This is a genomic window from Gammaproteobacteria bacterium (assembly GCA_011682695.1).
Classification (GTDB): domain Bacteria; phylum Actinomycetota; class Acidimicrobiia; order Spongiisociales; family UBA4744; genus BMS3Bbin01.
This window is the reverse complement of record JAACED010000005.1, coordinates 16,868-39,455: the sequence shown is the minus strand read 5'-3', so window position 1 is coordinate 39,455 and position 22,588 is coordinate 16,868. Positions and strand designations below refer to the sequence as shown.

The 22,588-nt window shown below is 62.9% G+C and carries 23 protein-coding genes; 6 read left to right on the top strand and 17 right to left on the bottom strand.

Annotated features, from left to right (window positions below):
* Window positions 1–35: 35 nt before the first annotated feature.
* Window positions 36–2,003, top strand: coding sequence for a hypothetical protein (locus GWP04_01565; protein ID NIA24237.1), 1,968 nt, complete (start codon window positions 36–38; stop codon window positions 2,001–2,003).
* A gap of 54 nt (window positions 2,004–2,057) precedes the next feature.
* On the opposite strand, the gene GWP04_01560 is transcribed toward GWP04_01565, so the two are convergent.
* The 3 genes from GWP04_01560 to GWP04_01550 are packed head-to-tail and all read right to left on the bottom strand — an operon-like array spanning window position 2,058 to window position 5,542.
* Window positions 2,058–3,395 (bottom strand): GAF domain-containing protein, encoded by a 1,338-nt coding sequence (locus GWP04_01560; protein NIA24236.1) that lies wholly within the window; start codon window positions 3,393–3,395, stop codon window positions 2,058–2,060.
* A gap of 54 nt (window positions 3,396–3,449) precedes the next feature.
* Window positions 3,450–4,208 carry an NTP transferase domain-containing protein gene (locus tag GWP04_01555; GenBank protein ID NIA24235.1) on the bottom strand — a complete coding sequence of 253 codons (759 nt, stop codon included), beginning with the start codon at window positions 4,206–4,208 and terminating at the stop codon, window positions 3,450–3,452.
* The gene (locus tag GWP04_01550; GenBank protein ID NIA24234.1) at window positions 4,208–5,542 is read right to left on the bottom strand and encodes an MFS transporter; all 1,335 of its coding nucleotides are present in this window, start codon (window positions 5,540–5,542) and stop codon (window positions 4,208–4,210) included. Before GWP04_01550 ends, GWP04_01555 begins: the two co-directional genes overlap by 1 nt.
* An 82-nt stretch (window positions 5,543–5,624) precedes the next feature.
* Here GWP04_01550 and GWP04_01545 point away from each other — a divergent pair, with 82 nt between their 5' ends.
* Window positions 5,625–6,404: an NAD-dependent deacetylase gene (locus GWP04_01545; protein ID NIA24233.1), complete on the top strand. Its 780-nt coding sequence runs from the start codon at window positions 5,625–5,627 to the stop codon at window positions 6,402–6,404.
* Between the two features lie 18 nt (window positions 6,405–6,422).
* Here the strand turns inward: GWP04_01545 and lnt are convergent, their stop codons facing one another.
* Together lnt and GWP04_01535 are read right to left on the bottom strand one after the other, a co-directional pair.
* Window positions 6,423–7,880, bottom strand: coding sequence for an apolipoprotein N-acyltransferase (gene lnt, locus GWP04_01540; GenBank protein NIA24232.1), 1,458 nt, complete (start codon window positions 7,878–7,880; stop codon window positions 6,423–6,425).
* 59 nt (window positions 7,881–7,939) lie between these two features.
* A complete protein-coding gene (locus tag GWP04_01535; protein NIA24231.1) occupies window positions 7,940–8,842 on the bottom strand; it encodes a DUF4349 domain-containing protein in 903 nt (300 codons plus the stop codon).
* Between the two features lie 159 nt (window positions 8,843–9,001).
* Between GWP04_01535 and GWP04_01530 the strand changes: the two genes are divergently transcribed.
* Both GWP04_01530 and GWP04_01525 read left to right on the top strand, forming a co-directional pair.
* Entirely contained in the window at window positions 9,002–9,859 is an 858-nt protein-coding gene (locus GWP04_01530) for a hypothetical protein (GenBank protein ID NIA24230.1), read from the top strand.
* 36 nt (window positions 9,860–9,895) lie between these two features.
* A complete protein-coding gene (locus tag GWP04_01525; GenBank protein ID NIA24229.1) occupies window positions 9,896–10,426 on the top strand; it encodes a hypothetical protein in 531 nt (176 codons plus the stop codon).
* Window positions 10,427–10,474: 48 nt separating this feature from the next.
* Here the strand turns inward: GWP04_01525 and GWP04_01520 are convergent, their stop codons facing one another.
* A complete protein-coding gene (locus GWP04_01520) occupies window positions 10,475–11,179 on the bottom strand; it encodes a hypothetical protein (GenBank protein NIA24228.1) in 705 nt (234 codons plus the stop codon).
* Between the two features lie 351 nt (window positions 11,180–11,530).
* On the bottom strand, window positions 11,531–12,127 hold the full coding sequence (locus tag GWP04_01515; protein NIA24227.1) for a PH domain-containing protein: 597 nt from the start codon (window positions 12,125–12,127) through the stop codon (window positions 11,531–11,533).
* Between the two features lie 52 nt (window positions 12,128–12,179).
* Between GWP04_01515 and GWP04_01510 the strand changes: the two genes are divergently transcribed.
* Entirely contained in the window at window positions 12,180–12,671 is a 492-nt protein-coding gene (locus GWP04_01510) for a prolyl-tRNA synthetase associated domain-containing protein (protein NIA24226.1), read from the top strand.
* Here GWP04_01510 and GWP04_01505 read toward each other — a convergent pair whose 3' ends face one another.
* The 6 genes from GWP04_01505 to GWP04_01480 all read right to left on the bottom strand — a co-directional run bounded on the left by GWP04_01505 (window position 12,672) and on the right by GWP04_01480 (window position 17,124).
* Window positions 12,672–13,277: a hypothetical protein gene (locus GWP04_01505; GenBank protein NIA24225.1), complete on the bottom strand. Its 606-nt coding sequence runs from the start codon at window positions 13,275–13,277 to the stop codon at window positions 12,672–12,674.
* A gap of 43 nt (window positions 13,278–13,320) precedes the next feature.
* Window positions 13,321–14,400 (bottom strand): AmmeMemoRadiSam system radical SAM enzyme, encoded by a 1,080-nt coding sequence (gene amrS / locus GWP04_01500; protein NIA24224.1) that lies wholly within the window; start codon window positions 14,398–14,400, stop codon window positions 13,321–13,323.
* A gap of 30 nt (window positions 14,401–14,430) precedes the next feature.
* Window positions 14,431–15,393 (bottom strand): zinc-binding dehydrogenase, encoded by a 963-nt coding sequence (locus tag GWP04_01495; protein ID NIA24223.1) that lies wholly within the window; start codon window positions 15,391–15,393, stop codon window positions 14,431–14,433.
* A 72-nt stretch (window positions 15,394–15,465) separates the two neighbouring features.
* The gene (locus tag GWP04_01490) at window positions 15,466–15,948 is read right to left on the bottom strand and encodes a hypothetical protein (protein ID NIA24222.1); all 483 of its coding nucleotides are present in this window, start codon (window positions 15,946–15,948) and stop codon (window positions 15,466–15,468) included.
* A gap of 86 nt (window positions 15,949–16,034) precedes the next feature.
* On the bottom strand, window positions 16,035–16,643 hold the full coding sequence (locus GWP04_01485; protein NIA24221.1) for an NAAT family transporter: 609 nt from the start codon (window positions 16,641–16,643) through the stop codon (window positions 16,035–16,037).
* 46 nt (window positions 16,644–16,689) lie between these two features.
* Complete coding sequence (locus GWP04_01480) at window positions 16,690–17,124, bottom strand: hypothetical protein (GenBank protein ID NIA24220.1); 435 nt, start codon at window positions 17,122–17,124, stop codon at window positions 16,690–16,692.
* Between the two features lie 31 nt (window positions 17,125–17,155).
* Here GWP04_01480 and GWP04_01475 point away from each other — a divergent pair, with 31 nt between their 5' ends.
* Entirely contained in the window at window positions 17,156–18,136 is a 981-nt protein-coding gene (locus GWP04_01475) for a Gfo/Idh/MocA family oxidoreductase (protein NIA24219.1), read from the top strand.
* Between the two features lie 6 nt (window positions 18,137–18,142).
* Here GWP04_01475 and GWP04_01470 read toward each other — a convergent pair whose 3' ends face one another.
* The 4 genes from GWP04_01470 to GWP04_01455 form a co-directional block, all read right to left on the bottom strand.
* Window positions 18,143–18,709: a ribonuclease HI gene (locus GWP04_01470; GenBank protein ID NIA24218.1), complete on the bottom strand. Its 567-nt coding sequence runs from the start codon at window positions 18,707–18,709 to the stop codon at window positions 18,143–18,145.
* Window positions 18,710–18,731: 22 nt separating this feature from the next.
* A complete protein-coding gene (locus tag GWP04_01465) occupies window positions 18,732–20,681 on the bottom strand; it encodes a Rieske 2Fe-2S domain-containing protein (protein ID NIA24217.1) in 1,950 nt (649 codons plus the stop codon).
* Window positions 20,682–20,689: 8 nt separating this feature from the next.
* A complete protein-coding gene (locus GWP04_01460) occupies window positions 20,690–21,229 on the bottom strand; it encodes a redoxin domain-containing protein (GenBank protein ID NIA24216.1) in 540 nt (179 codons plus the stop codon).
* 501 nt (window positions 21,230–21,730) lie between these two features.
* Complete coding sequence (locus tag GWP04_01455; protein ID NIA24215.1) at window positions 21,731–22,573, bottom strand: DUF3160 domain-containing protein; 843 nt, start codon at window positions 22,571–22,573, stop codon at window positions 21,731–21,733.
* Window positions 22,574–22,588 lie beyond the last annotated feature (15 nt).

The following is a 22,588-nucleotide window of genomic DNA, read 5'->3' as shown; positions in this document are numbered from 1 at the left end:
TCGAGCCGTCCAAGCGGCGAACGAACGGAGGAACCATGCGCCGATTCACGATCCTGCTCACCGTACTTGCACTCTTGATGTCCGCCTGTGCCGAGGTCGGCACCGTGGGCAGCACAACGACACAACCAACCACGCCCGGTGTATTCGGTGCCGCGCTGCACAGCTTCAGCCAGTGTGACGATCTGCTCGATTACTACATCGAGCAGGCGCTACCGCTCGTGGGGCCATACGGTCTGCCGGGATATGGGCCGTACGGACCCGCCTTCCTCGAAGAGGACGCAGTCCGCGGCGCACCGGGCCCGATCACGTCGCCTTCGACGACCCAGGCATCCAGCACAAAGGACTACTCCGGAACCAATGTGCAGGTCGCAGGCGTCGACGAGGCAGATATCGTCAAGACCGACGGCAACCGCATCTTCGCTCTGGTGAACGGTTCCTTGCAGATAGCGCTCCCGAAGAGCAATGGGGTCGAGATCGCGGGGAGCCTCGAGCTTCGTGACTGGTGGCCAAGCCAGATGCTGCTCTTCGGCGACACCGTCGTACTGATCGGCCAGGACTGGCAGGGCGGCCCGCGACCCCTGGCATTTGATACGGGCATAGCGCCTCCACAGTCGGCCGTGACCCGTCTGGCCCAAGTGGACGTGTCCGATCCGTACCGCCCCAAGCTCGTCCAGACGCTCTGGCTGGACGGCGGGTACGTGTCATCTCGCCTCGTGGGTTCTCGGGCAACCGTCGCGATCACTTCTTCGCCGGTTGGCTTCGACTGGGCGTATCCGGAGGGATCCGGGCTTCGATCCGAACGGGTCGCCACCTCCAAGAACCAGCAGATCGTTCGAGACTCGAAGCTCGACAACTGGCTGCCCTACTACGTCCTCGAGAGTGCCGGCCGCACCACCGAAGGCAGGCTGCTCGACTGCTCGTCGGTGATGGCGCCCAATGAGTTCTCTGGTCTGAACACGCTCTCGATTCTGACCTTCGACCTCGAGGACGGGATCGGCTCGTGGGACGACGCGGGTGTCGTTGCATCGGGAAGCACGCTGTATGCGACGGCCGAGCACGTCTACGTGGCCACCCAGCCGTGGATGGACTGGGGACTGCTGGAGGAAAACGAGATCAGGGACGAAGCGGAGAGGTATCGCAGCAAGATCCACATGTTCGACACCTCGGGCAGCCCTCGCTATGTGGCCAGTGGCGAAGTCACCGGGTTTCTGCTGAATCAGTTCTCGATGGACGAGTACGACGGATCACTGCGCGTGGCAAGTACGACCGCCCCACAAGGCTGGTGGTGGTCCGATGAGTCCGAGAGCCTGGTGACGATCCTGCAACTCGAGGGCAACCGGCTCGCCGAGGTGGGCAGAATCGACGGTCTTGGACGCGGCGAGCGCATCTTCGGGGTGCGTTTCATCGACGACATCGGGTACGTCGTGACGTTCCGTCAGACCGACCCTCTCTACACGATCGACCTGTCGAATCCGAGACGACCGAGCGTCGTCGGTGAGCTCAAGATCCTTGGGTACTCCGCGTACCTGCACCCTGTCGGTGAAGGTCTACTCCTCGGACTCGGCCAGGACGCCGACAAGACCGGCAGGACGAAGGGCACGCAACTCTCGCTGTTCGACGTCTCCGACCCTGCGCATCCCGTCAAGATCGATCAGGTGGCGATGGACGGCGGTTACTCACAGGCCGAAAACGACCACCACGCGTTCACGTTCTGGAACGGACTCGTACTCACCCCATACGAAGGATGGGAACGTGATGGATCCTCGTACGACACCGGCGTTCTCGCCGTACGTGTGGACGGAAGGCACCTCACCTTCGAGAAGGTGTTGCGTGCCTTCGAGGACGGGCCCATCTCCGGGAAGGACTTGGAACGGCTCGAGCCGTGGCGCTGGACGCCCATTCGAACGATGGTGATCGGACCGAACATCTACACGATCACCCAAGGTGGAATTGCCGTGCACGACTTCGACACGCTCGAACGAGTCGCTTTCGAGCGATTCTGATCATCACGGTCGGCGCTCCGGTGGCGGAACGTGGAGCTTGGGGTGCCTGCCTCTCTAGGGCAAGGTGAACCAGAAGATGCTTCCGCCACCGGGCGCGGGATCCTGCCCGATCTCGCCGCCGTGTGCTTCGACGATCCGCCGGCTGATCGCCATCCCGAGTCCGGTGCTCGCCTCTCCACCGGTCGGCCGGTTGGACAGCTTCCCGAAGTAGCTGAACAGCCGTTCCCGATCGGCGCTGTTGACACCCGGACCTTCGTCCTGGACCTGAATCTTCCACCCGGGAGACAGTTCGTGGACGGAGACACGCACGTTGCTGCCGGGAGGCGAGTACTTGACAGCGTTCGAAATCAGGTTATCCACCACTTGGCGAAGGCGTGCCGGATCGGCCTGTACGAGCCCGCCCTCGCTCGGCGTGAACTCGACCGTCGTGCCTTTGCCCTTCGCCAGCTGCCTATGTCGTTTCACCTCGAGGCTGAGGAACTCGTAGAGGTCCACCTCCTGGCGATACAGCTCGAGCGCCCCGGACTCGATCTGGGACACGTCAAGCAGATCGTTGATGAGTTCGAGCATGTACCGGGCTTGCTGGACGATATCTTCGACGAAGATACGATGCTCCTCATCCACGGCACAGGCTGCCAGATACTCGGCCGCCATGAGCACGATGGAGACCGGGTTACGCAGGTCGTGGGCGGCCATGCCAAGGAAACGATCCTTGGTCTCGTTCAGCCGAGCCAGTTCCCTGTTCTGCTCCTCGATCGCAGCCCCACGCGACGCTATCTCCGACATCATGCGCCCGCGATCGACGATGGTCGAGAGTTGCGAGGCGATGCGCAGAAATGTTGCGACATGGTCGGGAGTGTACGCGTTACGGGCCACACTTGAGAAGAACATGAACCCGACCGCCGTCCCGTTGTTCGTCAATGGACAGGTGAGCGACGACCTGATGCCCTCTTCGAAGATGAGCCTGGTGGATTTCGAGTCCGGCTTGTACCGGTAGTACGCGCCCACGTCGTTGATGATTCTGGGCTTCCCGGTTTCGATGATGTCTTGGAGGCTGCTTCCCTCCAGATCCGCCGAGTAGCCCACGAGGAGCTTCACCGTCGGAAGGTCGGACTTCACCCACTTGGCGAACACGCGATCACCCTCGATCAGTGAGAAGCTGATCCTGTTGTACGGGATGACTCCTCGAAAGCTCTCATAGACCTTTTCGAGAACGTCCTCGAGGAGAAGACCATCGTTGATCAAGGTCGTGATGCGGTCGAGTGTCTCCATCTCACGGATCCGAAGCTCCAGATGGTCGGCAACAGACTGGAGGGTTGCTGCGATTCTCCCCACTTCGTCGGGAAACGTGGAGGCGGCAGCGATCGGACCGGCGAGTTGCATGGGCTTCACGTCATTTCCTCACGAGTGGCTACACATCTCCATCGGCAATGGGGGCGGCGTTCCTTAGCGCCTCGCCACCCAACGCTCCAATACCGGAACGTGTTCCACGAGATCGAGATCGAGCCCCATCTCCGGATGAGGAACGTCGAGGATCCGGAGGCCGAGTCCGAGAGTCTTCGAGATGCTTCTCTCCGCCTGCATGAGGCCGAGACGCCGAAACAGATACCGGAACAGGAGGCCCCATCCGATCAGTCGCGCGGTTTGCAGAGCGTTCTTGCGCGCTCCGGCGAACGGTTCGAGGCGAGACTTCAGGTCAACCGCCAACGCCGGACGGAAAACGATGAAGTCGGCCGCGGTGAATTCACCGTCGGTGAGACGCCAGTACTCGTTCGGGTAGTCGGGGTAACCGGCCTCGACGGCCTCGCGACGGATCACCCCGGCCACCGCGTCGTGCGCTCCGGCTGCAGAGGTGAACCAGTCGACCATGGCCCCGCTCAGCAGTGGGACGTCGGATGTACAGCCCGCGGCAATCGACATGTCGGGGTCGCGGGCAAGCAACACGTCGACGCCCGCCATGAAGTTGTCGACGAGGCCGCCACGATTCGGGACCGTCTCGACGATCTTCGGAGACATGAATACCCCGGGCTCGATCCCCGCGATCACGATATGATCGATCGTCTCCGCGTCCGTCAGCGCGTCGATGACCCGCTGACCGACGGTCCTGCCCGCGACCTCGACCTGCGCCTTCGGGAGTCCCCGGGTCAACGGATAGAGGCTGTCGCCCGGCATCGGCACCCCGCCGGCGAGCACGACACAATCCATCAGGGCGTCGCCGCCTTCACCGCTGCGAGACGCTCCCCGTGCAATGAGTACCGGCGCGCAGCGTAGACAGCGATGAGGACTGCGATCAGCGGCGCGCCGGAGATGAGGATCCGGAGTCCCAACGCGACATTCTGCGGCTGCGCGACGAGTGCAGGGTCGTAACCGGTGATCGCCAGCATCCCGCCGATCAGCGTGCCTTGGAAGGCGAACGCCGCTCGGATGACGAACCCGTGCATTCCGAAGAACATCCCCTCGCGACGCACACCGTGACGGGCGGCATCTTCATCGATCACGTCGGCCAGCATGACTTCACGCAGCATCAGCAGTCCGGCCAGACCGACGCCGAGTCCCGCCGCCGCAATGAGTGCCTGGTCATACGACCGGACCACTCCGAGCGGTATCAGCAGAATACCGAAGAGACCGAGCGCGACGATGATGGCCGAACGACTCTCCCACCGCTTGGCCGCCCACGTCCACAAGGCGAACGAAGGGATGGCGACAACGAATGCAACACCGCTGATCAGGCCCTGCCGAAGACCATCGCTCTCCCCCAGCACGTACTTGGCGAACAGCGGTACAACGGCGGGAAGGACGATGAGCGTGAACTCGATAGTGGTCGACATGACGAGAAACCATCGGAATGAACCGCTGCGAAGTGTCATCCGAACCGCCGTCTTGAACGGAACGTCTGATGCGACAGACGTACGAGCAGGCTCGAAACTCCCGCCGAGAGAGATGAAGAACGCGAGGCTTGCCAACGCTCCGAACAGCACCCCCATCGCCGCCCATCCGACGGCATCCGCGACACTCTTGGCGAACGTCACCCCGACGATCACACCGAGGATCGCGAACCCTTGCCGCCACCCCGCCACGGCGGCACGCGGGCCCTGCTCCGGATACATCGCCGGGAACAGCGCTACGTAGTTGATGGTGATTGCAGAGAACATCGCATCGAAGACGCAAATGGCGATCAGGAAGTACCACCAGAGGCCGCCTCCGAGGCCAAGCCCCAATCCGGCGGGCGGTGTCCAGATCAACGCGAAGCTGATGCCCAAGGGTATCGCCAGCCCCATGATCCATGGGATACGCCGGCCCCAGCGGGTGCTCGTACGATCGGAGAGTTGACCGGCAATCGGATCGTTGACCATGTTCCACAGCGTGTACAGCACCCAGGCCCACGTCATCGCGAGAGGGGCGAGGCGAAGAACGTCGAGGTAGAAGAACTGCACCCAGCCGATGAACGCCTCGTACGAGAGCGACACGCCGAATGTCCCAAAAGCCCACAGCACCTTGTGCCGGGTCGAGAGTCGCTGTCGGTGAACCCATGTGCTCATGAGTGCCGAGGCTACAGGCCGTCAAGCCTCCACACCCGCCCATCGGGCGAAAACATGCCGGCCATGCGCTATCTTGCTGGGCGTGCACGAGTCCGTCCAGCGAGCCGCCGCCATCCTCGGTCGAGCCGAGCACATCCTCGTGTTCACGGGCGCCGGGATCTCCGTCGAGTCCGGCATCCCCGATTTCCGCGGCCCGGACGGCCTCTGGTCCCGAGTCGACCCTTCACTGTTCGAGATCGGCCGCTACCTGTCCGACGTCGAGGCCCGGCGTGAAGTTTGGCGAATCCACCTCGCCGGGGATCTCAACATCAGCGACCTACATCCGAATCCGGCCCACTACGCAGCCGTAGATCTGTGGAAGAGCGGCCGAATGGTCGGTTGCATCACCCAGAACATCGACGGACTCCACCAAAAGGCAGGCCTGCCGGAAACCGAGATCGCCGAACTCCACGGAAACTTGAGGCATGTTCGTTGCGTCTCCTGTGCGACGGTTTGGTCTGCAGAGGAAATCCTCGACCGGATCGTCGGAGGCGACGACGACCCGCACTGCCTCCACTGCGGCGGCATTCTCAAATCGACCACCGTGTTGTTCGGCGAGTTGCTGCCGGGTGCCGCCGTTGCCCGCGCACAACAGATGTCCCAGGAGGCTGATGCCGTCTTGTCGATCGGAAGCACGCTTTCGGTATATCCCGCGGTCGACTTCGTCCTCGAACCCGTGTTTCGCGGCGCTCCGCTCGTCATCGCCAACCTCGGGCCGACCGACCGAGACGAGCTCGCTGCCGTTCGGGTGGACGGGCCGGCCGGTTCAACGGTTCCTGCCATCATCGAGAAGCTCCTCGGTGCACCGTCCGAAAGGCCATGAGCGCGAGCGCCAACAGCGTTATTCCACCCGTTCTCGCCGTACGCCAAGACCGACGGCAATGAGAAGTCCTGCGATCGCGAGCAGTTGCACCCAATCCCCTATGCGGGTGTACAGAGTTGGCCCCAGCGTCCGGAATCCGACCTCACCTCTGAGAATGGCGGGTTCCATGATCGGCGTGCGATCGGTGATCGTCCCGTCGGCGGTGATCAGAGCGCTCGAGCCCGTAATCGAGGCATGCACCATGTCGATACCGTTCTCGGCTGCCCGCATGCGGGTCATCTCACTGAACTGCAGCGTCGCTGCCGTGCGTCCATAGCCGGACTCATTGGTCGTCACCACCACAAATCTCGCCCCCGCTTGGACCGCTTCGCGTACGTGACGGGGAAATGCGGCCTCGAAGCAGATCACTGACGCGAACGGACCCTCCGGGAGTTCCCACACGACAGAGCCCTCACCGGGAACCAAGTCCCGGGACACACGATCGATCTCCTTGACCCACCCCAGATACCGCCTGAACGGCACGTACTCGCCGAACGGCACCCCCTGACGCTTGGTGTACTCGCCGACGACGTCACCGTCCGGCCCGTAGAGAAGGTTCGCGTTGACGAATCCGCTGTCTCCCACGGCTCGGGTCGACCCAACGAGAATCGAGGCATCCAATCGCACCGCCTGTGCGGCCACTGCTTCGCCGTTTTGCGGATTGGTCAGCGTTTCGGCCTCATATTGGGCAGAGCTCTCGGGCCAGATGACGAGATCCACACTTCCCGCATCGAGGGTGCGTGTCAACGCGAGGTGCGAGTCGAAGATCTCCTGATTCTCACCCAGGCAGTACCGGCCGGGGCATGGACTCGACCCCTGGATCACCGCGACGCGCAGGACGTTTCCATCGGTCTGCGGTGGCCAGAGAGATCCGGCGAGCACGAGCACCAGACCGGTCCCGACGGCACCGACCAGCCAACGGGCGCTTCTGTGTTCCAGCATGAGGACGAGTCCTGCAGCGATCCCGATCGCCAGTACCGAGAGTCCGGTCTCCCCTATCCACTGCGCCGTTGCCCGCAAGGCCGGAACGTCACCGACCGCGGTGCCGAGCGAACCCCACGGGAAACCCCCAAACGGCCAGTGGCCACGCACCCACTCCGTCGCCGCCCATCCGCCTACGGCCACCATCCACCAGAGACCGGGCGCCCACGAGCGGGTCCGCCACACGACCCATCCGAGCGGTATGAAATACAGCGGCATGATCGGAAACAGCACCGCCGCGCCTACGCGCGTGCTGATCGCCACCCACCACAGCAATGAAGTGAAGAAGACGATCCCGAACACGTATACGGCGCCGACTGCCGCCCGGCGGCTCTTCGCCCGGCGCAGACCCCACAGCAGTGGAGTGGGAGCGATGAACACCATCGCTCCCCAACCCACAGGAGGAAACGCGAGCCACAACAGGACCGCAGACGCGAGCGCACCGAACCAGACCACGGCCGCACGCTAGTCGGTGCCGGGGACTTCATCCCGACGGGATGGCCCTCCCTCGGTTTTCAGGTCCCGTCACTGCCATCCGTGTCCGGCAGTCTGCGCCGGCGGACGATCCACATCACCAGCCAGAACACCAGAGCAATCGGCACGAGAATGACGATGAGCACCGGGAGGAAGAAGGCCACCAGCCAGATCGCCGCCGAAGCGATCCATTGCAGCGCAACGATGAGTCCCCGGATTGCCTGGCGCAGGATCGAGCCGGCGCTCCATCCCTCCCTGGCCAGTGGTGCGACGGCCTCAGAGGGCGTCAAGGTCACATCGACGGTCGCCAACGACACCTGCGAGTCGAGCAGTCGCTGCCTGCCTTCGAGTTGCTCGATTTCACCACGGACCTGGCGAATATTCTCGAACACGCTGAGCAGATCGTCCGGCGTCGCTTCCGGCCGATCCCGAACTTCGGCGAGCAGCAGGCGCAGCTCGTCTTCGTAGGCGCGCAGGTTGCGCAGCTGTGCCTCGATGTCGCTGTATTGCTCCGAGATGTCCTGCGCTGTCATGTTCAAGGATCGCACGTCGACAGCCTCGGCCTTCAACGCATCCAGGAACTCTGTCAGCCGATCGGCGGGAACACGAACCTGGAGTCGCGCGAACGTGATCTCGTCCACGCCGTCGCCATCTCGGTACAGACTCTCGTTCGAAACAAAGCCGCCAAACTGGTCGGCCAGCCGTGCCACGGAGCGCGCTGCCTGTTCCGGATCTGCCACCTCGAGATCGATGGAGGCGTTCTTGATGATCTTGCGATCGTTCGTGACCTGGTCGTTCGTTACCTGCTCGGCTCCCGGCTCCGCTGCACCGCTTGCTGCAAGCTCCCGCAAAGGTGTGCTCTTGTCCAGCATCTCGCTGCTGGTGCCCGACGCGCACCCTGCCAGCAAAAGCACCAGACCTGCAACTGCAATTCCACGCTTCATGTCCCACTCCTGATCGTCATCCGGAACTGGCCCGGTGTACCACAGTAAGACGTCCCACGAGGAACGCAAGGTTCCTCGAACCCTGGCAAAGGCCGTACGGGCGGCCACCATTCTCCGATTCGCGGCACATGCCGGACGCTGAAGTACGCTGAGGATCGTATGGCACTGTACAAACTGGTCGACGACATCCCCGACCTGGTTGCTCCGGCACTCATCGCTGCCTTCGACGGCTGGGTGAACGCAGGTTCCGTCGGTACCCGGGCGGCGATGTCGATCGCACACGACGGCAGGCGGCTGGCGACCTTCGACGGCGACGCCTTGTTCGACTATCGCTCATCGCGTCCCGACATCGAGTTCGTCGAAGGAGTGATGCAATCGGTTCGCTGGCCCGAGATCACACTGACACACGTCCGACACGAACGCGACCTGCTCGTCCTGAGTGGCAATGAGCCGGATTTTCGATGGAAAGCACTGAGTACGTCGATCGCCGAGATCGCAGAGTCACTTGGCGTTGTCGAAATGGTCTCTCTCGGAGGCGTACCGGCAGCGGTCCCCCACACCCGCCCCGTGCGGATCCTCACGACGGCCTCTCGGAAGAATCTCATTCCCGATGACGAGCAACTGCCGCAAGGCATCCTCAAAGTCCCTGGCGCCGCCGTGAACATCGTGGAGCAAGCCGTCACTGGCAGAGGAATCCCGGCCGTCGGCTTCTGGGCACAGATTCCGCACTACGTGGCGGCACCGTACCATGCCGGAACGATCGCCGTCATCGAGCGTGCCGCCCGGCACCTCGGCATCGAGCTGCCGTTGGGTGACCTCGTCGACGATGCGACGGAACAGCGCCGGGAACTCGACGCGACCGTCGCCGACAAGCCGGAGGCGGTTGCCTACCTCCAACGCCTCGAAGAGTTGGTGGCGGAGCAGCAAACGATTCCGAGTGGTGAAGAGATTGCTTCGGAAGTGGAACGTTTCCTACGAGAGAACACGGAGAACCCCTTCGGAGATCAGGAGAGCTAGGCCAACCGCGAACAGGGCGATCTGCCAGAATGAAGTATGGCGGTGTTGGCAGATGTGCTGACCGGATTGCGAGCGCTCATCGCCTTGCTCTTGGTGGCGATGGTTGGACAGGGTCGGCTCGAGACTGCCGCCGCACTTCTCGCCACGGCCTGGCTGACCGATTTCTTCGACGGCAAGAGTGCCCGTGCCGCTTCGCGGCCCACACATCTCGGTCAATGGGATCTCCAAGTCGACACGTTTGTCGGTGCCGGCCTGATGATCGGTCTGGCCCTCGGAGGCTATGTGAGCTGGGGAGTCGGGTTACTCGTCGTCGTTGTGCTCGGTGGAGGCTGGATCGCACTGGGGAACAATTCACTCTCGTCCGTGCTCCAGGCGACCGCCTACGGCCTGTTCATGTGGCTGGCGTACTCGCAGTCGATCAACGGTTGGTGGCTCCCACCAGTCGTCATCCTGATCATCGCCACGCTGAACTGGCATCGGTTCATCCACGATTCGATTCCGGGCTTCTTCGAAGGAATTGCCGATCTGTCCTCTGCCGCCCGGCGCTTCGTCAAAAGCACTTCCTGAACCGGCCCGGGCACGGGAACCATCAGTTCGAAACGGGGCCCTTGGCCGCTACATCACCCGGGACGTTTGGGACCGCGAGGAGTACAGGTAGCCGATGAACATCAGGATCGCCCCCAGGAACTCACCGACATACAAAGCCACCGGTATGCCAAAGCGCTGTGCTGCACCACCGAATGCCGGCATCATGGCCCCGATCGCGATGAAGATGTTCCCAACCATCCGGTTCGCCGCAGCTCTCGTTCTCCAGAAGTAATACGCCGAGTAGATCGCTCCCCCGACAAGCATGATCACACCGTAGAGATTGAAGAACGGTGTCAGTACACGGACACCGGGGCTGACGATGGCGTGTCCGCTCAGTTCCCCTTCGAGCATCTGGCTCGGGTCGAGTTGCGCCCCGGCAACCTTGACCAGCGCGTACAACGAACCCAGCGCCAGGATCACCATCAGAATGTCGGCCAGTTTCACTCTCCCAAAGCGCCGATGCACCAGCAGGTAGACCGTACCCTGACCGAGCCATGCGGCGACGAGGATCGCACCGAAGAGGTACCACAATCGAAACACGAGCGGACTCCAGCCGACGAAGCCGAAGATCGCCTCCATCGCTCCACCCATGCCGTACATGAGGAATCCGATGCCCCACAACAACATGTAGGGCTGCCTTCGATCCAGCCACCTACGAAGCACCATTGAGGCGAAGACGAACGAGATGACCGATGCTGCGGCCGGTAGATACGCGCTCAACAGTTCCTGCATGGGGGGAGACTCCTACGACGTGATGATCACATACAGCACAATCCCGACGAGGGAGACTGCTGCGATGGTAAGGACGATGAGAATGATCGGAACGACTTGACTCTGCGGCTCTCGTGGATCCATCTCACCTCTTATGACCTCTAACACGCTACGAGCGCGAAACGCCGACGTAAAGTCGGATACGGAACCGCTAGTGCCTTGGCCGGTAACGTTCGGGGGGTCGATGCCGAGGCAGGAACGTCGATGGCAAGGCCGCACAACGAAGGCGCACCGGCAGGTGCGTCGAGGCGGAGAACGCAGCAAGCGGCGTTCCTGGCCGGTAGAACGCCGCAAAGGTTGCCGGTCGAGGCACTAGATCTGACCGAGGAGCTTGTTTCTCTTCTCGGCGAACTCCTCGTCACTGAGGACTCCGTCCCTGTGCAATCTGGCCAGCATCTCGAGATGTTCGACCGGTCCGGATCCACCCTGAAGTGCGATCATCCGATCTTCCCGCAGTCGGTAGATCTCAGACTGAATCCCTTCCGGGTCGGGAATATCGCTGAAATGACTCTGGCCTTGCTCTCCCGCCGATTCGATGATGAGGTCACCGGATCGCAACAGCCGTTCCCAGGCCGTCTGGCTGAAGGCCGCGTCGTTCATCACCTCGAGCGGTATCTCTTTGCCGCGCCGGGCAAGCATGCCGCGGCGAACGATCAGGCGTTCGTTCGTGATGATGTAGTGGGTAAAGAACCACCGCGTAAACGAGGGTGTGAACAGCACGAGCCAGATTACGACCACGGCGGCAAGACTGACCCACATCCACATGCCCTCGGCAAGTGCGGCGATGACGACGACGCCGACGAGGGCGATCACCGACACGAAGACCGGCCAGATGAGCTGTTTCCAATGGGGACGGAACGCGAGTTCCACACGTTCGCCGCTGCTGAGAAGACGTTCGGGATACTTCATATGTGCCAGCCTATCGGAACGCCGCCGGCGGTGTCCCTCCTAGGATGCCGACATGCATCCCGCCACACCAGATGATCTCTTCCAGTTCCTCGAGAACCTCGGCATCCCGACCGAAACCGCCAATCACGGGGCCGTGTTCACCGTCGAGGAGGCTCGCTCCGAACGCGGCAACCTGCCAGGAGGCCATTCGAAGAGCCTTTTCCTGCGCAACAAGAAAGGCAAGATGTGGCTCGTCGTCGCCAAGGAGGATCGTCCGATCGATCTGAAGGACCTCGCCGGGCGACTGGGGGCAGGACGGTTCTCCTTCGGAAGCCCCGACCGACTCATGCGAACCCTCGGGGTCATACCGGGTGCAGTCACGCCATTTGCGGTCCTCAACGATGCCGAGGGCGCCGTGCAGGTGGTCCTCGACCGCGGTCTCATGGCGCTGGACCCGCTCAACTTCCATCCATTGGACAACACGATGACCACGAGCATTGCCTCAGCGGACCTCCTCAAGTTCCTCGAAGCGACCGGGCATCAGCCGACGATCATCGACCTTTGATCAGAACTCACGTACGTACCGGCCACGCTCCAGCCGAAACCCCATGCGCTCGAGATACCGGTTGTGCGACGCGCTGCCACCGTCACTCACCAGCGTCGTGTATCCACGGTCTCGGAAGAGGTCCGGGTTCCGATCGAAGAGGAATCGTCCCGCTTTCAGATCCCGGTGCGCCGGCGTCACGTAGTCGAGCAGGACCCGCATGACGCCTGGACTCTCAGGTTCTCCGATGAAGATGCCTGCGGGAACCATGTCCCGCAGAATCAACACGGCGAACTGGTCGGAATTCGGCGCGAGCCGGAACGACGGCTGGAACCGTGCGATGTCGTCACGGTAGAAGTCGACCAGACCGGCGACGTACAACGACTCCGGTCGGACCTCCAGGATCGTGAAGTACTCCTCGTCGGTGAAGGCCTTCCAGAGGTAATAGACGTTGATGACGATGACGGCCGCGTTCACCAGGACGATGGGAACGGCACCGATCAGAACGGCGTAGATGCCGAACAGCACCGCGCCGATCAGGCTGATGACGCGCAGTCGCACGACGGACGTCATCGCCAAGGAGAGTACGACGAGGCATGAAGCGATATAGCCGAGAATCTCGATCATGGGCCGCAGCGTACCGTGTCGGACCCTCGGAACCTGACCGAACCTACCACGCCACCGGATGTCGTCTCGGGCCCCAGGAACCCGGCCGGTCCTCGAACACTCCGGGGACCGCCGAGCCACAGGATCCACAGCGCCCTTGATCGATGTTCCATGCGGTGATCGAGTAGCCGGATCGACCGATCAGTTTCGTGCCGCAGGTGGGGCACCACGTGCTCTGGGTCTCCTCATCGGGGATGTTCCCCGTGTAGACGTACTGCAGCCCGTTGCCCATGGCGATCTCTCTGGCGCGTTTGAGTGCCGCGAACCGGGTTTGCGGCACATCCAACATCTTGAATGCCGGATGGAACGCGGTGAAGTGATGGGGAACGTCCAGGCCGAGATTGTCGGCGATCCAGCGCGTCATCTCGTCGATCTCTGCGTCGGAGTCGTTCAGGCCCGGGATCAACAGCGTGGTGATCTCCAACCACACATCGGTCTCATGACGGACGTACAGCAGCGTGTCCAGGACCGGCTGAAGGCTGCCCGCGCAGTACCGGTGATAGAACTCATCGGTGAATGCTTTCAGGTCCACGTTGGCGGCGTCCATCACCTCGAAGAACTCCGCACGCGGTTCCGGATTGACGTATCCGGCCGTCACGGCGACGGTCTCGAGACCTGCGCCATGGGCCGCGTCTGCCGTGTCGATCGCGTACTCGTGAAAGATGACCGGGTCGTTGTAGGTGAACGCAACGCCGGCGCAGCCGAGCCGTTTCGCCTCGTCGGCGATCCTTCGCGGCGACGAGCGCTGTGCCAAGACGTCATCGCCGCGCGCTTTGGAGATGTCCCAGTTCTGACAGTATCGGCAGGCCAAGTTGCAGCCTGCCGTCCCAAACGACAGCACCGAGGTTCCCGGCAGAAAGTGATTCAGAGGCTTCTTCTCGATCGGATCCACCCAGAAACCGGTCGATCGACCATAGGACGTGAGCACGATTTCGTCATCGCGCCTCGCCCGCGTGAAACACAGGCCGCGCTGTCCCTCCCGCAGCTTGCACTCGCGAGGACACAGATCGCACTGGATGCGACCGTCGTCGATCGCATGCCAGAACTTGGTCGGAGCGATCGACCATGCGGGCCCGAGATCCATACCCGAAAGATTACGCCCTATCTGATGCTCTCAGGGAATCAGCAGGACCTTTCCCGTCGTACGCCGACCCTCGAGGGCGAGATGTGCCGCCGACGCATCGGACATGGCAAACCGTTGGCTGACGGTGACATCCAGCCATCCGTCCAAGATTCCACGAAAGACCTCGCCTGATCTGTGTTCCAGCTCGCCGGGCGTTGCGATGTAGTGGAACAAGCTTGGCCGTGTCACGTACAGAGACCCGTTGCGGTTCAGCTCCTGCAGATCGAGCGGTTCGACGGGACCCGACGACTGCCCATAGAGAACGACCATGCCTCGGATACGCGTCAGGGCGAGGCCATCGAAGAACGTGGTCTTGCCGACACCGTCGTAGATGACGTGGAGCGGCCTCTGACCGGCCGCCTCCTCGATGACATCGACGAACTCCGAGTAGTCGCAGGCGACCTCGGAACCGAGGGACTCGGCGATTTGTCGCTTCTCCGGGGTTCCGGCCGTGGCGAACACTCGTGCCCCTGCCTGCACAGCCATCTGGATGAGCAGCCTCCCCACGCCGCCTGCACCGGCGTGAACGAGACACAACTCGCCTTGCCGGAGCGGGTAGGTGTCATGAACGAGGTAGTGCGCCGTCATGCCTTGAAGCATGGCCGCCGCAGCGATCTCCAGATTGATGCCTTCGGGTACGGCCACGGCCTGATCGGCTGCAACGAGTGTCTGCTCCGCATAGGACCCCTGGGCCGAAGTCCAGGCAACACGATCGCCGACCTTCCAGCGCCGAACCCCGCCGCCGACGGCGTCGACCACGCCCGCTCCTTCGAGACCGGGAACAAACGGCAGATCCACCGGATACAGGCCGCGCCGGTGGTACGTGTCGATGTAGTTCACGCCCGCAGCTGCGACCCGAACGCGAACCTGACCGTCACCGGGTTGGAGGTCGGGAACCTCCTCCCAGCACAAGACCTCAGGACCTCCATGCATCGCAAGACGAATGGCATGCACTGGCTTCCTCCTCGTTCGCCGGCATCACCGTAGTCAGAGAGCGTGGGGCCCGGACACGGCCGGCCAATCCGATTACGTCGACGACCGGACGACGTGGGATTCCGACTCGGCGTTGGCGATCACGAGTCCTCCACCGACCGTCAACGCGTCGATGTGCAGGATCGGCGCGCCGTCGGGCAGTGTCTCCGGGTCGGGGATCTCGATCTGGGCCGCGCCGCCGATCACCCGATGGTCGACTTCGACCCGCCAACTCTCGCAGACCAAGACACGTGCTCCACCGGCGAGAACTCGCAGGTTGAGCCTTGCCCCTTCCGGATCGAGATGAGCTTGGCGAAGGTCGATGTCGACACCTCCCATGGCGGCGATCACCCGACCAGAGCGAAGGTGTGAGGAGACGCTCTCGTAGTTGCGGCCGCCCATGAGCGCCACGAGTTTGAACTCGTCGGCTTCCTTGTCGGTGTTCTCACCGATGATCTTCGTAAGCGCGACCGCCATCGCTTTTATGGCGGCACTCACTGTGATCATCCAGAGCAGGATCTTGAACAGCTTCTTCATCGGCACCTCCCCGCCCCGAGCCTACGGGGTCGACAGTCCCAACCCTACCGCCGGCCGGAGATGGCGCGCGTCGAACGGGCCGACTCTCATGTGGCGAAGAAGAACCCCTTGACACCGTCGAAGAGGTACTGAGCTCCAATCGCCACGAGGATCAGGCCCATGAACCGAACAACGAGGACACCGCCGCGGCCGCGAATGAATCGTCCTGCCGACGCCGAAAGAGCAAGTACCAGGAGCAGGATCAACGCGGTGATCGCGACGGCAAGCACCACCGTAAGGTCACCTGCGAGACTCCCCGATTTGGCCGTCAACGTGATAACAGTCGTGATCGCCCCGGGACCGGCAACCATCGGCATCGCAAACGGCACCAGGATCGAGTCCTCCTCGCTGATGGGACGATCCGAATGCTGCACGCGCGTGGGACTTCCTTGCAGCATCTCGAGGCCCATGAGGACGATGACGAGACCGCCGGCCGCTTGAAAGGCGGGCATCGAAATCCCGAATGCCTCGAGCATCCATCGTCCTCCGATCGCCGAAAGAGCCAGGATTGCGAACACCACACCGGAAGCCAGGGCCGCGTACCGCCGACGTGTCTGACGGTCGGAATCCTCGGTGATACTCATGAACACCGGCAGCGCACCCACCGGATTCGTGATCGCGAGCAATGCGGCAATTGCCTGGGCCAGTTCGCTCATCACCGAGAGTCTACCGACGGGCCCCGGAGTCTCACATCACCGGCGCTCAGACATCCCTGCCGCGTCGGCGCAACTCCGAGAGCAGAGCGTCGTCCTCATATCGAATCAGGTCGGGCGACCACTGAAGAAGTGTGATCGGTTTTCCTTCGGCCTCTTCGAGCAACCCGATGACGTCATCTCTCAGTGTCCGAGCCCATGCCCGTCCCTTTGCACCGGCATGGCGCGACAGCGTTCCGTCCGCGTTGACGGTGAACACCCCCACCTCGACTTGCGGGTGTGCCCTGGATCCGCGCTCTCCGTACACGAGGATCACAGAACCCACAGGGACGTCTTGCACTCCCCCGGTTGCGATGAACTCGCCCTCGAACGCCCAGCCGGAACTCTTGGCCTCATCCACCCTCTCGACCACCTTCGCCCAGTTCTTGCGGCGCTCGTCGCCGAAGAGCGGAACGGAGATCGCGACGACAGGCCGGTCGTTCATGGGCCCACTGTACCGAGGTAATGTCGGGGCCATGAAGAATGTGAGATGGGGCATCATGGGAGCAGGGCGCATCGCGTCCTCGCTCGTCGAGGCCATACGTCAAGTACCGGGCGGAGAAGTCGTCGCAATCGGTTCCTCGTCGAGAGAACGAGCGAAAGCATTCGCCGATCTCCACGACATTCCCGGTTGGTACGGCACATACGAGGAGGTCGCTCGCGATCCGAATGTCGACGTCGTGTACGTCGCCACGACCAACGAACTGCATCACGCGAACACACTGACGGCCCTCGAACACGGAAAGCCGGTTCTCTGCGAGAAGCCGTTCGCCCTCAACCACCGGCAGGCCGAGGAGATGGTCGCCGCCGCCCGAAAGCGAGATGTGTTTCTGATGGAGGCAATGTGGATGCGGTTTCAGCCGGCGATCAGCCGCCTCGAGGCCATCGTACGTTCACGACGCCTCGGGGAAGTCCGCTCGGTCCAGGCCAACTTCGGATTCCTCGCAGGACCTCACCCCAGCGGCCGTCTGTTCGACCGCTCACTCGGCGGCGGAACGATCATGGATCTCGGCGTCTACGTGGTGACCTTCGCCATGATGCTGCTCGGTGCCCCCGATCGCATCACCGCGACCGCCGAAATGTCCGATGCAGGAATCGATGAACAGGCCGGAATCGTCCTCCATCATCGCAATGGAGGCTTGTCCACGCTGAGCACCTCTTTCGTGGCAGATTCGAGCATGGAAGCATTCGTTTCCGGACCCGACGGACATGTCCGGGTCCATGCTCCGTTCCACCACTCCCCCATGCTCTCCATCGAACGTCGAGGAAGCGTCGTCGAGACGATCGACACGAGTCACGAAGGATCGGGTTACCGATTCGAAGTCGAAGAAGTACACCGCTGCCTTCTGGAAGGAGCAACGGAGAGCCCGCGGATGAGCCTCGACGACACACTGGCGGTGATGCACATCCTGGATCGGATCAGAGATCAGATCGGGCTGACGTTTCCGGGAGAGTAGGGCTCTTCAGTCCCGCCACCGGTTGGCGAGTTCATCCGCGTACTCGTTCCATCGGTACCCGGCGTGCCCTTTGATCCACTTCAACGTCAATTCGGGCCGCCACCCGTAGTACGCCTTCTTTACCAGATCCACATTCTCGACCGGTCCCGTCTTCCGCCTCCATCCACGCTTCTCCCACCCTGCTGCCCACTCGTTGATGGTGCGCACCACCAGATTCGAATCCGAGTAGATGGTCATGGGGGTGCCTTCGGGAACGAGATCGAGTGCCGCGATCACCGCGGTGAGTTCCATACGATTGTTCGTGGTGTGCTCCGCGTGCCCATATGCCTCGGCGATGATCTCGTCGTCGACGACGTAGACGGCGCCCCAGCCGCCAGGTCCCGGGTTCGGTGAGGCGCTTCCATCGGTGAACACACCCGTGTGGGGACCAACGTCGTTCGCAACCGGTTCCGATGTGCTCCGTGCGTCACGGCAGTCGAGGCACAGCGGCGGTGTCCAGCCTGGATATCGGTCGAGTACTTGTCGAGGAAGCGTGAACGCGTTCCCGCAGTTCTGGCATGTGAACGTCGGCATCGTCGAAAGGATAGGCCCGAACTCAGACGTCGAGCGCAGAGACGGTGACCTCGACCAGTGATGGTCCATTGGAGACGGCGAGTGCCTCCGAGAACACGGCTTCCAGGTCGGCAGGATCGTCGGCCCTGAATCCCCGCCCACCACATAGGCGCGCGTACTCGGCGAAATCGGGATTGACCAGCGACGTCTGCCACACCGGCCGCACCGCACCGATCTGCTCCCTGCTGATCTTGCCCAGCTCGTCGTTGTTCAGCAGCACGTGGGTAATCGGCATCCCGTACCTCACGGCGGTGGTGAACTCGGCGAGGTACTGGCCGAAGCCTCCGTCTCCAGAGACCGAGATCACTTTGCGGTTGGTGCCACGTGTTGCGGCCCACGCCCCCATTGCACCCGGGAAACCGAAGCCGATCGACCCCAGGTAGCCGGACATGAGAACATCCTGGCCTCCTTTCGCCTCGAAGTAGTGACCGAACGCGTAGGTGTTGTTGCCGACGTCGACAGAGATCACCGCGTCCGTAGGCACCAGCCCGGACAGGGTGGTGAATACGCGGGCCGGATGCATACGGCCGGACTCGTCAGTCATGGCGGCTCTTCGCACGGTCTCCTCGCGCCACCTGGTCCGCTTGAGTTCGACCGTGGCGCGTTGCTCGGGACGATCAACCGGTGACAGCGCCCCCTTCAGGAGCTCGAGCGTCCGCCCGATCTCACCCCAGATCGGGACGTCGACGGGATGGAACTTGCCCAGGGTCATGCGATCGAAATCGACTTGGATGGTCGGCACCCATGTCGCGATACCCGAATGGTTCGAGAACGATGCACCGAGGACCAGCAGGGCATCCGCTCGCGCCATCAGCGCAGAAGCGATGGGTGTGCCCGAGCGCCCCACCACACCGCCCCCCAATGGGTGGTCATCACCAATGAGACCCTTGGCACGAAACGTCGTGATCACGGGTACATCGATGTGTTCCGCAAGCTCGATCACCAGCCGGCGAGCCTGGCGTGCCCCGTTTCCGGCGATGATCACCGGCCGCTGAGCGCCTTCGAGGAGGTCGACCGCCCTCGACAGTTCCTCTTTCGGCGGCGCGATCCCGTCGAACGCGACCCGTCCGGTTCGCAGTCGCTCCGGCGGTTCGCTCAGGCCCGGCAGGCTTTGCACTTCATCTGGGAACACGAGATGGGCGACACCGCGCTCGACCAGCGCATGTTTGAGGGCGAGCGCCATCAACTCCGTCGCGTTGTCGGGTACGAGCACCGTCTGACTGAAGTTGGCGACGGCCGCGAACGCTTCGGTGAGCGGGACCTCCTGGAAGGCTCCCGGGCCCAGCACCTGGGTCTGCACCTGTCCGGTGAGTGCCAGAATCGGTGCACGGTCGACCTTTGCGTCCCATAGGCCCGTCAACAGGTTCGTTGCTCCCGGCCCGGCGATCGAAAAGCAGGCTGCGGGGCGGCCGGTCAGTTTGCCGTAGGCAGAAGCCGCGAAGGCAGCCGCGCCCTCATGCCGGATCCCAATGTACCGCAGGCGCTCGTCTTGTTCGGCCCTTCGCAGAGCGTCGGCAAGCCCGAGATTGGAATGACCGACCATTCCGAACACCGTGTCCACGCCCCACCCGGTCATGACATCGACCATCTGGTCCATCAGGGTCGGCTGCGCGGAAGGGACGGGAAGCTCGACGTACAGGCCGCCGTCGCGTTCCTCGAGGCGATAGCAGGTGGCGACATCGCTGAACCCTGCCGGCGGCTCGCCGGTGACAGGGTCGTACTCGTAGCCGTGCCAGGGACAGAGCAGGTACGGACCTTCGATCTCTCCGTCGCCGAGTGGACCCCCTTGATGCGGACAACGGTTGTCGAGTACTCCCCAACCGGACTCGGTGCGGCTCACGGCCAGAGCACGGCCTTCGACGATCACCGTTGTAACCCGGCCCACGGCCAGGTCACCGATGTCGAGCTTCCTCCAGGCTGTCTTGTCCATCATCCCCCCTGTCAGCCGTTGGACCTCTTGAGGTCGCGCACGGCTTCGATGTAACGGTCGAGTTCGTCGATGTAGCGCTTCGCCTCCTCCTCCAATTCGGGATGTCGCAACCGCATTGCGGTGACGGCGAACTTCGCTCCCCGATAGTACGGCTCCATGGCAGCGACCGGCATCGCATTCGGGCCGGGAGACGCCGGACCGAGTGCGATCGGCTCCGCTTCGACCGGGGCCATCCCAAGCTTGCCGACAGCGGCGATCAGTTCGTCCTCGGTAGGACGATCGGCGAAGTCGCCCGACAACCGCCTCTCGACCTCATCTCCTTGCGGAGTGACGATGACGAAGGCGGGCCGGGCGATATTGCGGGCATCCTTGTGGTCGGCAACCCCGTACGGCCTGATGGCTCGACTGCGGTCGGGATCGGACAACATCGGGAAGCGCAGCCCGAGTTTCTCGATCAGTGCAGCATGCTGTTGTGGGGTGTCGACGCTGATCACGGCAATCCGACCCCCGGCGGCGAGTAGGTCGTCGTATCGTGATGCCAGACTGACCAGCTGGCCGTTGCAGTACGGTCACCAGTCACCGCGCAGGAAGAGCAGCACGACGGCGCTGTCGAGATGCTCCGAGAGTGTCCACGGGTTGCCCCCTTGATCGATCAGGGTGAAATCGGGCGTCATCAGACTCTCTTCCGATGCAATAGATCCTTGCCTCGACACAAGAACCGTAGCGCCGTCTCGATCTGATCGTCGGCGGTGAGCAGCGTCGCGTAGCTCGCCAGAACTCCTCCAGAACGGCTCATGCGGCAGCCGTCCGGGGCTGGGAGGCTCACCGTACCCCCCGCTGGGGCAACGGGTATAGCGGGCACGGATGGAGGGTAGCCAACCGGACGGCCGGCCGCGACCATCACGGTACCCGGTTCTCGCGAGCTTGTGAAACCATTCCTATGGATCGGCCCCATACGGCACACGACGCCGTTGCGCGTCCGGCATTCTCGAGCGGATACCGGTCAGGGCACCAGGAATGCGGCCTGCCAGGCGGGACGGTGACGCTCACCGTCATCCGGATCGGGCAAGATCATCGGCGCCGACCGGTCCGGTGCACGACCGTCGTCGAGGAGCTTCCACCACTCCTCGTCGGTGAGGCGGCCCTGCTCTTCGGGGCGCCAGAACTCGTAGTACGAGTAGACGCCGCCGATTGCCACCTGGAACCGTCCGGCGTCGTCGGGGACGAGGACGAGGATCTGGTCGATCACCCCGGTGCCGATCTCCAGATACGCGAAAGACGCCCGTCCGATGTCCGCAATGAGGGCGTCGCGAGAATCCCCCGACGCGACCGCCCCGGTCTTGGGGTCGGCGTCCGACGAGGCATACCAGAGGCCTTCCATGGCGGACCCGACCCCACCGAGCCAGTCGTTGTCCTCGGTGCTGATGGCCCCGCTCGGCCAGGCCGCTCTGGAGCAGCGCCGCGACCTGCGACATCCTCTCGAATGCGACCGGATCCGGCTCGACCCAGTGTCGCGGATGTAGCTCGGTCCAGTCCCCGCCGCCCTCCGCGGCGAATTCCTGTTTCGCGTAGAGGATCGTGTCGTGCTTCAGCTCCGTGTACGACCCGAGGCCCGTCTGGAGGTCCTTCGCGGTCCAGGCGTCGTTGCGCATGAACGGCGGGAATGCGTCACCGTGCTCACGCCACACCGGCTGGAGGGCAGACAACCACGCGTCATATACGGTCGCGGCCCAGTCGTCTTCCGCACGTACAGAGACGAGTTCGCGCATGGCGGCCATCTGGTCCTCATAGTGCAGGTACCGGTCCTCGCCCGCCTGTCGTTGGATGCCGAGCGCCAGATTGGAATCGAATGTCGCGGCGACGTCGAGCGGCGACACGTACACACGTCGTTTCACCGGCGGCTCCTTTCC

What these genes read in the sequence shown, in the direction of transcription:
- GWP04_01565 (NIA24237.1), top strand. Translation starts at nt 36, where the DNA reads ATGCGCCGATTCACGATCCTGCTCACCGTACTTGCACTCTTGATGTCC.
- GWP04_01555 (NIA24235.1), bottom strand. Translation starts at nt 4,208, where the DNA reads ATGGATTGTGTCGTGCTCGCCGGCGGGGTGCCGATGCCGGGCGACAGC.
- GWP04_01550 (NIA24234.1), bottom strand. Translation starts at nt 5,542, where the DNA reads ATGAGCACATGGGTTCACCGACAGCGACTCTCGACCCGGCACAAGGTG.
- GWP04_01535 (NIA24231.1), bottom strand. Translation starts at nt 8,842, where the DNA reads ATGAAGCGTGGAATTGCAGTTGCAGGTCTGGTGCTTTTGCTGGCAGGG.
- GWP04_01530 (NIA24230.1), top strand. Translation starts at nt 9,002, where the DNA reads ATGGCACTGTACAAACTGGTCGACGACATCCCCGACCTGGTTGCTCCG.
- GWP04_01525 (NIA24229.1), top strand. Translation starts at nt 9,896, where the DNA reads ATGGCGGTGTTGGCAGATGTGCTGACCGGATTGCGAGCGCTCATCGCC.
- GWP04_01520 (NIA24228.1), bottom strand. Translation starts at nt 11,179, where the DNA reads ATGCAGGAACTGTTGAGCGCGTATCTACCGGCCGCAGCATCGGTCATC.
- GWP04_01515 (NIA24227.1), bottom strand. Translation starts at nt 12,127, where the DNA reads ATGAAGTATCCCGAACGTCTTCTCAGCAGCGGCGAACGTGTGGAACTC.
- GWP04_01510 (NIA24226.1), top strand. Translation starts at nt 12,180, where the DNA reads ATGCATCCCGCCACACCAGATGATCTCTTCCAGTTCCTCGAGAACCTC.
- GWP04_01505 (NIA24225.1), bottom strand. Translation starts at nt 13,277, where the DNA reads ATGATCGAGATTCTCGGCTATATCGCTTCATGCCTCGTCGTACTCTCC.
- amrS (NIA24224.1), bottom strand. Translation starts at nt 14,400, where the DNA reads ATGGATCTCGGGCCCGCATGGTCGATCGCTCCGACCAAGTTCTGGCAT.
- GWP04_01490 (NIA24222.1), bottom strand. Translation starts at nt 15,948, where the DNA reads ATGAAGAAGCTGTTCAAGATCCTGCTCTGGATGATCACAGTGAGTGCC.
- GWP04_01485 (NIA24221.1), bottom strand. Translation starts at nt 16,643, where the DNA reads ATGAGCGAACTGGCCCAGGCAATTGCCGCATTGCTCGCGATCACGAAT.
- GWP04_01480 (NIA24220.1), bottom strand. Translation starts at nt 17,124, where the DNA reads ATGAACGACCGGCCTGTCGTCGCGATCTCCGTTCCGCTCTTCGGCGAC.
- GWP04_01475 (NIA24219.1), top strand. Translation starts at nt 17,156, where the DNA reads ATGAAGAATGTGAGATGGGGCATCATGGGAGCAGGGCGCATCGCGTCC.
- GWP04_01470 (NIA24218.1), bottom strand. Translation starts at nt 18,709, where the DNA reads ATGCCGACGTTCACATGCCAGAACTGCGGGAACGCGTTCACGCTTCCT.
- GWP04_01465 (NIA24217.1), bottom strand. Translation starts at nt 20,681, where the DNA reads ATGATGGACAAGACAGCCTGGAGGAAGCTCGACATCGGTGACCTGGCC.